Consider the following 12,020-nt stretch of genomic DNA (forward strand, 5'->3'; position numbering starts at 1 on the left):
TCAGTCGGCCCGACCGGAGAGGGCGAGGCGCACGCCGAGCCCGACCATCACCAGTCCGCCGGTGCCGCCGAGGGTCGACAGCCGGCGCGGTGATCGGGCCAGCCAGCCCCGGGCGGTGCCGGCCATCAGCCCCCAGGCGCCGTCCGAGACCAGGGCGATGCCGACGAAGATGAGACCGAGGACGGCCATCTGGAGCGGCACCGGGCCGCCGTCGGGGTCGACGAACTGGGTGAGGATGGCGGCGAAGAAGACGATCACCTTGGGGTTCGCCACGCCGACGACGTAGCCGTCGAGCAGCAGGCGCCGGTAGGACCGGGCCGGCACCACCCCACCGGCCGTCAGGTGGAGCGCACGGCGGTGCCGGAAGGCTTGGACGCCGAGGTAGACGAGGTAGGCCGCGCCGACCAGCTTGACCGCCGTGTACACGGCGACCGACCGCTGCACGAGGGCGCCCAGCCCGGCGGCCACCAAGATCACCTGGGTGTAGGCGCCGGCGGCGTTGCCGACGACGGTCAGCACCGCGGCCCGCCGCCCGAGCGCCACCCCGCGGCTGACCACGAACATGACGCTCGGCCCGGGGACGACGATCAGCAGGGACGCCGTCGCCGCGAACGTCACCAGGGCGTGCGTCGACACCATGGCGCCGGACCGTACTGGCGGCGTCCGGACCGCACAGCCTCGTTTCGGGTCGCCGGACCGCCCGCGACGTGCACGGTCGGCCTGGCGGCAGCCTCAGGGGCTCGGGAGGTCAGCGCCAGCCCGAGCCGGCGAGGGCCGCGAGCCCCGGCGGGAGGGAGTCCGGCCCCATCCGCCCGGGCCCTACGACGCGGTCCTCCGGAAGAGCGTGATCTTGTCCTCGCCGACCTTCTCCCGGAACTCGGGGTCGTCGATGCCGAGGCCCTCCTCCGGGGCCAGGCACAGGACACCGGCCTTGCCCTCGATCTCGTTCTTGTGGACGGCGAGGGCGGCGGCTCCGGTGTCCTCGAGCGAGTACACCTTCGACAGGAGGGGCTGGATCTTGCCGTCGGCGATGAGCTGGTTGGCCGCCCACGCCTCCTTGTAGTTGGCGAAGTGCGAGCTGACGATGCTCTTGAGCTTCATCCAGAGGTGGCGGTTGTCGTACTCGATCATGTAGCCGCTGGTGGCGGCGCAGGTGACGATCTTGCCGCCGCGGGCGGCGGCGAACACCGAGGCGCCGAAGGTCTGGCGGCCGGGGTGCTCGAACACGGTGTCGACGTCGCGGCCGATCAGGTCGCGGATGTCCTTGCCCAGGCGCCGCCACTCCTTCTCGTCCTGGGTGTGCTCGTCCTTCCAGAACTGGTAGCCGGCGGCCTTGCGGTCGATGACGTGCTCGCAGCCCATGTCCCGGAGGAGCTGGGCCCGCTCGGGCGAGGAGACCACGCCGACGGGGATGCCGCCACCGTTGAGGACGTACTGGACGGCGTAGCCGCCGATGCCGCCGGTGGCGCCCCAGATGAGGACGGCCTGGCCCTGCTTGAGGTCGCCGGCGTGGGGGCTGACGATCATCCGGTACGAGGTCGAGTTGCACAGGGCGTTGCAGGCCGCCTCCTCCCAGGTGAGGTGGGCCGGCTTGGGCATCAGCTGGTTGGCCTTGACGACGGTGAGGTCGGCGAGGCTGCCGAAGTTGGTCTCGAAGCCCCAGATGCGCTGGTTGGCGGCGAGCATCGAGTCGTCGTGGGCCGAGGGGTCCTGGTCGTCGACGTGGTTGCAGTGCACGGTGACCTTGTCGCCCGGCTTCCAGTTGCGCACCGCCGAGCCGACCTGGACGACGACGCCGGCGGCGTCGGAGCCGACGATGTGCTCGTCGCGGGCGTGGCGGGCGCCCCACACCGACTCGCGGCCGAGCCGGTCGAGGAAGCCGAAGGTCGGGAGCGGCTCGAAGATCGAGGTCCAGACCGTGTTGAAGTTGATGGCCGACGCCATGACCGCGACGTAGACCTCGTCGGGGGCCAGCTCGGGCGTGGCGACCTCGTCGACGTGGAGCGACTTGCGGGGGTCCTTGTCCTCGGACGCCACGCCGTCCCACATGCCCGTCTCGGAGCGCTTCACGAACGCGGCCCGGTACGACTCCGGCACCTTCAGGCCGGCGATCTCGTCGCCGGACGCGCCGGACTGGATGGCGTTCAGGATCTCCTGCATGGCCCGGGAGACTAGGTGTCGCACCGGGTCCCCCTCCAAGGCCCGGACCGTCAGCCGGCGCAGGGGTCGACCGTGAACGGCTGCGGCGCGCTGGTGGTGGTCGAGGTGCCGTCGGACGCCGTCACCCACCAGGTGTAGGACCCCGGCGTGGTGAACCCCTGCAGGGTGGCCGTGCGGGTCGATCCCGCGCCCCCCATGGGGACGCCGGTCGCGCCCCCGGGACCGGAGTGGTGCAGCCGCACCGACAGCGCACCACCGGTGTCGGTCACCGTGGCCGACGCCACCGCGCTGTCGTTGTCCGGGTTGCAGGTCGTCTGGAAGCCGCCCGGCGAGAGGTGGAGGGCGCCGATGGTCGGCGGCGGGTTCGGCGGGGCGGTCGGGGCCGGGGCCGGCGCCGGGGCGGGACCCGGGCTGGGAGAGGGCCCCGGTGCGGGGCCGGGGACGACGGGGCCACCGGGGTCCGGTGCGGTCGGCCCGGCGGCGGGGCCACCGGGCCCGCCGGCGAGCGGTGGGCCCGTCGTGGACGTCGGGCCGGGCTGGACCGGGGCGGTCCCCACGGTGGGCGGCACCGCCGTGGAGGACGGGTCGGCGTCGGCCCCCTCGTCCGCGGCGGTCGTCGTGGGGTCGGCCCCCGGCGCGCCGGGCGCGGGCGCGGCGTCGGGGTCGGCGTCGGACGCGGTGGCGACCCCGTCGGCCCGGACGTCGCCGTCCCCCGACCCGGTGGCGGCGGCGCCGGCCACCAGCCCGCCGACGACCAGCACGACGGCGGCGGCCACGACCAGCGCCCCGCGTCGGCGGGCCGACCCGGACCGCAGCCCGGTGCGGTCGGCCGAGGGCGGGTCGGGCGGGAAGCCGTCGCCGTCCCAGGTCGCCACCTCGGTGACGTCGGGGGCGGGCTCGCCGCCCCAGATCCGCCCGGCGCCGGCCACGACGGCGGTGCGCAGGTCGGCGGTCGCCAGCACGGCGGGGGCGCCGACGGCGAGCGTGCCGAGCGGGGCGACCAGCCCGGATCGGCGCTCGTCGCACACCTCGCAGCGGTCGACGTGGCGGGCGACCCGCTTGCGCAGCAGGACGGTCAGGCGCCCGTCCCAGTCGCCCAGGATGGCCCCGAGCTCGGCGCAGTCGCGTCGGCCGTGGCGGGCCACGAGGAGGGCGCCGAGGGCCCGTTCGAGGCGCTGGCGCATGCGCCCGGTGACCATCGAGATCTGACCGGGCCTGACCCCGGCGGCCGCGGCCAGCTCGTTCCCGGAGAGGCCCTGGCGGAGGTCGAGCTCGAGCAGGACGCGGTCGCCCTCGTCGAGGCCCTCGGCCGCGGCCCACACCAGCTCGGCCGCCTCGGTGCCCTCGGCGACCCGGGCCCCGTCGCCGTCGGGAGCGGTCTCAGTGCCCATCGGCCGGCCTCCGACCAGCACCGTCGGGTCCTCGGCCACCGCCGTGCGCTCGCGCCGACGCAGGCGGGCCAGGCACTGCGTCCGGGCGATGGCGTAGAGCCAGGGCCGCAGCCGTCCGGGGTCGCGGAGCTGTCCGATCCTGTCGGCGGCGACGAGGATCGTGTCGTGGAGGGCGTCGGCCGCCTCGTGCGGGTCGCGCAGCATCCCGGTGCAGAACCCCAGCAGCCGTTCGGCGTAGCGGTCGTAGAGGTCGGCGACCGCCGCCGGGGCGCGGTCGACGAGCCCCGCCACCAGGGCGGCGTCGGCCGTCGGTGTGGCCTCCGGGGCCGCGGCCCCCTCGATGTGCAGCCCGCTCATGGCGTCCTCTCCCGGCCCGGCCGGCCCTCACCGACGAGGTGGACTGGTGGTCAGACCATACCTCTCGTCGGGCCGGCGTGTCCGTGCGCATGGGGACGTGACGCGCCCGCGGCGCCGCATCGCACACCTTTCGCGCCCGGGCCGCCGCCCCGCGATCCGCGACCGGACCACCACGGGGAGCGGTGGACAGGGGGCCTACCGCTCACCCTGCGCCGCATCTACCATGTTCTCGGGCCGTCGTGGCGGATCCTGGGGGGATTCTCCTCACAGTTCGCCCCCCCACCGCCGATCAGGTGGGGGTCGCCCCGGCGGCAGAGGCGCGATCGCCCGGAGTCGATCGCCGACACGAGGAGAGACATGACCGGCAACGAGACCCGCATGGGACCCGACGATCTCGTCGGCCGCGAGTTCGCCATCGGCCTGCGCGGCTACGACCGCGACGAGGTCGATGCCTTCCTCCTCCGGGCCGCCGAGGCCTGGCGCGAGTCGATGGCGTCCACGCCGTCGATCAACGGCCTCTCGTCGTCGGCCATGGCCGCTCTGGCCGAGAGCGAGGCGCCGCCGGTGGAGTCGTTCTCCCCGCCGCCGGCCGCCCCCGCCGCCCCCGCCGCCCCCGACCCCTTCGCCGCCCCGGCCCCGGTCGACCCCTTCGCCGCCCCGGTGGCCCACGATCCCTTCGCCGCCCCGACGCCGCCCGAGCCCGAGGCCGCCGCCGAGCCGCCCCGTCCGTTCGCGTCGGAGCCCAACCCCTACCTGGGCCAGCCCGAGGCCGTCCCCACCGAGACGGCCTCGGCGCCGTTCGAGGCTGCCGCCCCGGCCGAGGCCGAGGCCGCCGACACCGCACCGTCCGAGCCCGAGGCCCCGGCCCCGGCCCCGAGCCGGTCCGAGGTCGAGCGGGACCGGGCCACCGCCTACGCCGAGCGCGTCGCCGCCGAGCTCGACCGGGCCAGCGCTCGCACCGAGCTGGCCCAGGCCCAGGAGGAGGCCCTCCGGGTGGTCGACAGCGCCCAGCGCCGGGCCGAGGCCGTCCTCACCGGCGCCCGGGCCCGGGCCCAGGCCGAGGCCGAGTCCATCCTCGAGGACGCCCGCACCCGCCTCACCCCGCTGCTCGAGCAGGAGCGTGCGGTCCGGGCCCGCCTGATCCGGCTCCGCCAGGACCTCGACAGCCTCACCGACGAGGCCCCCGCGGGGGCGGCGCCGACCCTCCCCAGCGCGGCCGACCTGGTCACCACGACCGAGGACGACCCGTCGACGCCCGAGGCCACCTTCCCGGTCGGCTACGGGTCCGTCAGCGTCGGCTGACCCCCATCCTCCCCCGCGTCGGCGAGCCCCGGTCCCCGGACCGGGGCTCGTCCGCGTCCGGGCCCGGACGATCGGCCCGGCGTCCGTCGATCGCGGCCGTCGGCGTGGCATTGGTCGCACGGGCGACGTCCCCGTAGGCTCACAGCGTCTCGTCACGCAACCTCACCCGGGAGATCACCATGGCCGGATCCGTCATCATCGGCGGTGCTCGCACCCCCATCGGAAAGCTCTCGGGGGCCTTCGCCTCCTTCACCGCCATGGAGCTCGGCAGCAAGGCCATCACGGCCGCCCTCGAGCGCGCCGGCGTCGCCCCCGACGCCGTCGACTACGTCTACATGGGCCACGTCATCCAGGCCGGCCAGGGCCAGATCACCGCCCGCCAGGCCGCCTCCGGCGCCGGCATCCCGATGGACGTCCCGGCTACCACGATCAACAAGGTGTGCCTCAGCGGCCTCAACGCCATCCACCTGGCCGACATGCTGATCCAGACCGGCCAGGCCGACGTCGTCGTCGCCGGCGGGATGGAGTCGATGACCCAGGCCCCGTTCCTGCTGCCGGGCGCCCGCGCCGGGTACCGGATCGGCGACCAGAAGGTCGTCGACTCGATGATGCACGACGCCCTGTTCTGCGCCTTCGACCAGTGCGCCATGGGCGCCGGCACCGAGAAGTACGCCGCCAGCGCCGAGCTCGAGCGGGCCCCGCAGGACGAGATGGCCGCCGCCAGCCACCAGCGCGCCGCCGAGGCGGCCAAGAACGGCCTCTTCGACGACGAGATCGTCCCGGTCGAGGTCCCCCAGCGCAAGGGCGATCCCATCGTCGTCACCACCGACGAGGGCGTCCGGGGCGACACCACCGTCGAGAGCCTGGGCAAGCTCCGCCCCGCCTTCGACAAGGCCGGCAACATCACCGCCGGCAACGCCAGCCAGATCAGCGACGGCGCCGCCGCCGTGATCGTCACCTCCAAGGCCAAGGCCGAGGAGCTGGGCGCCACCGTCCTGGGCGAGATCGTCGGCTACGGCCAGGTGGCCGGGCCCGACCCCTCGCTGCTCACCCAGCCGTCCCGGGCCATCAAGCAGGCCGCCGAGCGCAGCGGCACCGCCATCTCCGACATCGACCTGTTCGAGCTGAACGAGGCCTTCGCCGCCGTGGGCCTGGCGTCGATGGACGACCTCGGCATCAGCGATGACATCGTCAACGTCAACGGCGGCGCCATCGCCCTGGGCCACCCCGTCGGCATGTCCGGCACCCGGGTCGCCCTCACCTTGATGCTCGAGCTGGGCCGCCGCGGCGGTGGCCTCGGCGCCGCCGCCCTGTGCGGTGGCGGCGGGCAGGGCGACGCCCTCATCGTCCGGGTCCCCTGAACGGGCGACAGGCGTCGACCAGGACGCTCCCGACGTGTCATCGACGAGGTGACCGGGTAGCGTGATCCTCACGTCGGAGCAGCCCTCCGACACCCCTTCGCTCGGGGCATCGCTTCCACAACGGTGGGTCGGTTTGACCGCCCGCACCCGGCTCGCCGGGAGGTGATGCCCCGAGTGTTCCTCGTTTGCCGGGGCCCTGCGCCGCGTGTCCCACCGAACTCGGTGGCAGACGTCGGACGGACATCCCACATCTGCCGCCGAGTTCGGGGGGGTGAGGGCTAGACCGCCCGGCGGCCCTCCAGGGCGCGGCCGAGGGTCAGCTCGTCGGCGTACTCGAGGTCACCGCCGACGGGGACCCCGCTGGCGATGCGCGTGACCCGCAGCGGCAGGTCCTGGAGCATCTTGGCCAGGTACATGGCCGTCGCCTCGCCCTCGACGTTGGGGTTCGTGCACAGGATCACCTCGGTGATCTCCTCGGCCCCGATGCGGGCGAAGAGCTCCCTCATGCGCAGCTGGTCGGCCCCGATGCCCTCGAGGGGGTTCAGGGCTCCGCCCAGGACGTGGTACCGGCCCTTGTACTCGTGGGTCTTCTCGACGGCGACGACGTCGCGGGGCTCCTCGACGACGCACACGACGGTGCTGTCCCGGCGGTCGTCGTTGCAGATGTCGCACAGTCGGGCCGACGCCACGTTGAAGCAGCGCTCGCACCAGCTCACCTTGTCCTTGGCCTCGACGATGACGCCGGCCAGTCGCAGGGCATCGTCCCGGGGCAGCTGCAGCAGGTGGAAGGCGATGCGCTGGGCCGACTTGGGGCCGATGCCCGGCAGCTTCCCCAGCTCGTCCACCAGGTCCTGCACCGGCCCCGTGTAGACGGCCACCTACTCTCCCGCCTGGCTCACTCGGAGCCGCCCAAGATGCCGCCGAGGCCGCCCATGGCGTCGGCCTGGAGGGCCTGGATGCGGGCGGTGGCGTCGTGGAGGGCGGCGAGGACGAGGTCCTCGAGCAGGGTGACGTCGTCGGGGTCGACGGCGCCGGGGTCGATGGTGACGGACCGGAACTCACCCGAGCCGGTGACGGTCACCTTCACCGCGCCACCCCCGGCGACGCCCTCGAGGACGGTGCGGGCCGCCTCGGCCTGGGCCTCGGCCATCTGCTGCTGCATCTGGGTGGCCTGCTCCATGAGCCCGCCGAGGTCGAGGCCGCCCCCGCCGAGCAGGTCGCCCAGCCCGAAGGGGTCGTCGTCGTCGTCGTCCTCGTCGTCGACGAGGTCGGGCACGGCGACCGGACCGGTCGCCTGGGCGGGGAGCGTCGGGCCGGAGGCGGTGGGGCCGGCGTCGTCGTCCTCGTCGTCGCCGGGAGGTGGGGTGTCGGTCATGGTGCGTCCTCGTTCGGGTCGGGGGAGATCAGGGTTCGACGATCTGGGCGCCGGGGAAGGCCTCGGTCACCCGGTCGACGCCGGTGAGCTGCTGCGCGGGGGCGTCCACCAGCTCGGCGGGGTCGATGGACTCGTCGGCGGCCGGTCCCGGCGGGGCCGACCCGCCGGGTCCGCCCGAGGAGCCGGCGCCGTCGTCGTCGTCGCCCCCGACGACGAGCACCAGCCGGACGGGGCGGCCGGCGGCCTTGGCCACCGCCGCCTCGACCTCGGCCTTCTTCTCCTGGCAGCGGGCGAGGTGGGCCTGGTTGGGCAGGCCGATGGTGACCGAGTCGCCGTCGACGCCGACGACCTGGCCCAGCTTGTAGAGCGCCTTGGTCATGCCCCGGAGCTCGTCGGGCACGACCCGGTCGGCCCACAGCGTGGCCAGGTCGGGCCCGGCCTCGGCGGCGACGGCGGGAGCGGCATCGGGGGTTGCCGCGCCCGGCGATTCCGTCGGCGCCTCGGGCTCGGCGGCCGGCTCGGCGGCGGGCGGCGGGGCGGCGGCGGGCGGGGCCGCGGGCGGACGGCTCGCGGCCGGGCGCGGCGGCGGGGGCGGCGCTTCGGCGGGCGCCCGCCCGGGGCGAGGCGACGAGGACCCGCCCCCGCGCTTGGCCGCCTGGGGGATCGCCGCCCGGGCCGCCTCCCGGGCGCTGGCGGTGCTCAGGGGGGCGGCCGGCTCGGGCTCGGGCGCCGCCGTCGCCGGAGCGGGCGCCGGGGTCGGGGCGGCCGGGGGCGGGGACGCTGCCGCGGCCGGCGACGGGGCCGAGCTCGCCGACGGGCCCGCGGACGCCTCGGCCCCGCCGCGGGTTCCGTCGGGCCCGCCTCCCGTGCGGACGGCGGCCTCGAGCCGGGCGACGCGCCCCGCCAGCTCCTCGAGCGCCTCGCTCCCGCCGTCGCCGCCGGCGCCGGCCGCGGGGGCCGAGCGGGTGATGCGGACCAGCGCCACCTCGAGCGGGATGCGGGGGTCCGGGGCCTGGCGCATGGCGAGGAGCGCCTCGCCGACCTCCTCGAGGGCGCGGGTGACGCTCCGGTCGGTGGTCCGGCCGGCCCAGCCCTCGACCCGCCCCCGGGCGGCGTCGGACAGGTGGCCCAGCGGGCCGCCCATGCGGAGGAGGAACACGTCGCGCAGGTGGGCCAGCAGGGCCTCGCCCAAGATGCGCGGGTCGCGCCCGGCGATGGTGGCGGTGGCGACGGCCGACAGGGCGGCGGCGGTGTCCACGGCCACGACCGCCTCGGCCAGGGCCTCGGCGTGGTCTCCGTCGACGTTGACCCCGCCGGCGGCGGCCTGGTCGAGGTAGGAGAGCGTGTCGCGGGCGGAGCCGCCGCCGGCGCGCAGGACGTGCTCCACCGCGCTGTCGTCGACGTCGAGGCCGGCGTCGGCGATGACCCACCGCACGTGGTCGGCCAGCTCGTCGGCCGGCAGGAGGTGGAACTCGAAGTGCTGGGTCCGGCTGCGGATGGTCGGCAGGACCTTCTGCGGGTCGGTGGTGGCCAGCACGAACACGACGTGGTCGGGGGGCTCCTCCAGCGTCTTCAGCAGGGCGTTGGACGCACCTGCCGACAGCATGTGGACCTCGTCGAGGATGTACACCTTGGTCCGGCCGGGGCTGCCCAGGGCGACCCGCTCGATGAGGGCCCGGACGTCCTCGACCTTGTTGTTGCTGGCGGCGTCGAGCTCCTGGAGGTCGTAGGAGGTCCCGGCCTGCATGGCCACGCACGAGGGGCAGACGCCGCACGGCTCCCCGCCCTGGAGGTCCTCGCAGTTGAGCGCCTTGGCCAGGATCCGGGCCGTCGAGGTCTTGCCCGTGCCCCGGGGCCCGCTGAAGAGGTAGGCGTGGCCGACGCGGTCCTCGGCGACAGCGGCGCGGAGGGCGCCGACGACGGTGTCCTGGCCGCGCACCTCGGAGAACCGCTGCGGGCGGTAGCGGCGGTAGAGCGACTGGTGGGCCATCGGCGGCGACTCTACCGAGGCGGGCCCACCGCTGGTCCCGCCCTCGGGTGAGGTCGGGGCCCGACGAGAAGGGCCCGCCCCCGCAGGTGGCGGCCAGGTGATCTGCGGCGCACCCGGCGGTCCGCTGAGAGCTGCTGCCTTCCGGCCCTGACTCGGTTCACGGCGCCTGGTCGCACAGGACCCGGCCGCCCCTGCGGGGGCGGGCGAGGTGGTCAGGGTAGCGGGCGCGCCGGCCTTCGTCACCGCAAGGCCCCCCGTCTACCCACGCCACTCGGCTGACGGTTGGCGTCCCGCGAGGTGGTGTAGGTCGGCGTCGGTCTGGTCCTCGACGCTGGCTATCAGTGTGGCTCAGGCGGTGATGGCCAGGGGCGGCTCCTCGGGATCGGTCGTGTCGGCGGTGGCGTAGAGCTTGGCCATGGAGGCTTCTGAGAGGTAGCGGCGTTCGGCGACGGCCCATTCGTCGTGGGTCTCGACGACCACGGCGGTGATGAGCCGGGCGACCGATGCGTCGTTGGGGAAGATCCCGACGACGTTGGTGCGACGCTTGATCTCGCCGTTGAGCCGCTCGAGCGGGTTCGTCGACCAGATCTTGCGCCAGTGCGCCTGGGGGAAGGCGGTGAAGGCCAACAGGTCCTCGGCGGCGTCGCCGAGGAGGGCCGCAACGTCGGGGAACTGGGCGGCAAGCATGGCCTGGACTTCGTCGAGCTGGGCGCGGACGTGGGCGGCGTCGGGTTGGGCGAACACGGTCCGGATGGCGGCGGCGACCATCTCGACCGACGCCTTCGGCACGCGAGCGAGGACGTTGCGCATGAAGTGGACCCGGCAGCGCTGCCACGCCGAGCCCACGAAGGTCGACTCGATCGCGGCCTTGAGGCCGAGGTGGTGATCGGAGATCACCAGCTGCACCCCGGCCAGGCCCCGGGCGCGGAGGCCCTTGAAGAACGCGGTCCAGAAGGCCCCGGACTCACTGTCGCCGACCTCGACGCCAAGGACCTCCCGGTCGCCGTTGGCGGTCACGCCGGTGGCGACCACCACGGCTCGGGACACGACGCGGCCGTTGATGCGACCCTTGACGTAGGTGGCATCGGCGAACACGTACGGGAACTCGACATGGCCCAGCGAGCGGGTGCGGAACGCCTCGAGGTCCCGGTCGAGCTCGGCGCAGATCCGCGACACCTCTGACTTGGAGATCCCCGAGCTGACACCGAGGGCGGCGACGAGGTCGTCGACCTTGCGCGTCGAGACGCCGTGGACCCAGGCCTCCATGACCACTGCGAACAGGGCCCGGTCGATGCGGCGGCGCCGCTCGAGCAGCGACGGGAAGAACGACCCAGTCCGCAGCTTGGGGATCTTGAGCTCGACGTCACCGGCCGGGGTCGCCAACAACCGGGGGCGGTGCCCGTTGCGCTGCGCGGTCCGGGCGTCGGTGCGTTCATGGGGCGCGGCGCCTATCACGGCGGTCGCTTCGGCCTCGATCAACTGCTGGAGGATCCACTCCAGGCTCGTGCGGATGGTGTCGGTCAGCTCCCCGGCGCGCAACGCGTCGAGCAGCTCGGACAGGTCAGACTCTGAGAGGGCCACCGGCGGTGTCTCCTTGTTCGTATCCCGGCTAGGACACGTCGAGGATCTCGCCGGTGGCCCACCCAAGTGGTGGACCCCGCCGACCTACACCACCCCAGGGGACACGATCGGCTGACGCCTCGCCGGCGCCTACCCACGCCACTCGGCTGACGCCTCGCCGCCGCCTATCCTGGGCCGCCGCCCCGCTGTGCGGGGACGAGGAGGGTTGCGAGAGCGGCCGAATCGGCACGCTTGGAAAGCGTGTGTGGGGCAACCCACCGTGGGTTCGAATCCCACACCCTCCGCCACGCGCCACCCGGCGGGCCCCCGGGGACCGGACCACCTGTCCGGTGATCGGGGGTCCGGGGGCGCAGGATGACCGGTGGCTGGTCCGGTCGGTGAACGCTGCGTGTCGAGGCGCTCCAGCCGGTGCACACCTTGACGACAGGGTCTACTGTGCCCGCCGGCACGCCGGCGGACACGGCCCTGTGCCCCCTCATCCCCCCACCCCACCGCCCTTCGGG

The 12,020-nt window shown here is 74.7% G+C and carries 9 protein-coding genes, 1 tRNA gene and 1 other RNA gene; 3 read left to right on the top strand and 8 right to left on the bottom strand.

Features of this window, described 5'->3' with window-relative positions:
- From HC251_RS23035 to HC251_RS23045, 3 genes are all read right to left on the bottom strand, one after another.
- Positions 1–639, bottom strand: a complete 639-nt coding sequence (locus HC251_RS23035; protein WP_219942964.1) for a LysE family translocator — start codon at positions 637–639, stop codon at positions 1–3.
- A 180-nt stretch (positions 640–819) separates the two neighbouring features.
- Positions 820–2,160, bottom strand: coding sequence for a crotonyl-CoA carboxylase/reductase (ccrA, locus tag HC251_RS23040; protein WP_219942965.1), 1,341 nt, complete (start codon positions 2,158–2,160; stop codon positions 820–822).
- Positions 2,161–2,210: 50 nt separating this feature from the next.
- A complete protein-coding gene (locus HC251_RS23045; RefSeq protein WP_219942966.1) occupies positions 2,211–3,908 on the bottom strand; it encodes an RNA polymerase sigma factor in 1,698 nt (565 codons plus the stop codon).
- Positions 3,909–4,265: 357 nt separating this feature from the next.
- On the opposite strand from HC251_RS23045, the gene HC251_RS23050 reads away from it, so the two are divergent.
- Both HC251_RS23050 and HC251_RS23055 read left to right on the top strand, forming a co-directional pair.
- A complete protein-coding gene (locus HC251_RS23050; protein ID WP_219942967.1) occupies positions 4,266–5,210 on the top strand; it encodes a DivIVA domain-containing protein in 945 nt (314 codons plus the stop codon).
- A 179-nt stretch (positions 5,211–5,389) separates the two neighbouring features.
- Entirely contained in the window at positions 5,390–6,571 is a 1,182-nt protein-coding gene (locus HC251_RS23055; RefSeq protein WP_219942968.1) for an acetyl-CoA C-acetyltransferase, read from the top strand.
- A gap of 278 nt (positions 6,572–6,849) precedes the next feature.
- Here HC251_RS23055 and recR read toward each other — a convergent pair whose 3' ends face one another.
- From recR to HC251_RS23080, 5 genes are all read right to left on the bottom strand, one after another.
- Positions 6,850–7,449, bottom strand: a complete 600-nt coding sequence (gene recR / locus HC251_RS23060; RefSeq protein ID WP_219942969.1) for a recombination mediator RecR — start codon at positions 7,447–7,449, stop codon at positions 6,850–6,852.
- Between the two features lie 17 nt (positions 7,450–7,466).
- On the bottom strand, positions 7,467–7,946 hold the full coding sequence (locus tag HC251_RS23065; RefSeq protein WP_219942970.1) for a YbaB/EbfC family nucleoid-associated protein: 480 nt from the start codon (positions 7,944–7,946) through the stop codon (positions 7,467–7,469).
- Positions 7,947–7,974: 28 nt separating this feature from the next.
- A complete protein-coding gene (dnaX, locus tag HC251_RS23070; protein WP_219942971.1) occupies positions 7,975–9,936 on the bottom strand; it encodes a DNA polymerase III subunit gamma/tau in 1,962 nt (653 codons plus the stop codon).
- An 88-nt stretch (positions 9,937–10,024) separates the two neighbouring features.
- An RNA gene (gene ffs / locus HC251_RS23075) (signal recognition particle sRNA small type) lies at positions 10,025–10,123 on the bottom strand.
- A 161-nt stretch (positions 10,124–10,284) separates the two neighbouring features.
- A complete protein-coding gene (locus HC251_RS23080) occupies positions 10,285–11,517 on the bottom strand; it encodes an IS256 family transposase (protein ID WP_219942972.1) in 1,233 nt (410 codons plus the stop codon).
- Between the two features lie 199 nt (positions 11,518–11,716).
- Between HC251_RS23080 and HC251_RS23085 the strand changes: the two genes are divergently transcribed.
- Positions 11,717–11,804, top strand: a tRNA-Ser gene (locus HC251_RS23085).
- The last annotated feature ends 216 nt before the right edge of the window (positions 11,805–12,020 follow it).

Source organism: Iamia sp. SCSIO 61187 (assembly GCF_019443745.1).
In the GTDB taxonomy this organism is placed as follows: Bacteria; Actinomycetota; Acidimicrobiia; order Acidimicrobiales; family Iamiaceae; genus Iamia.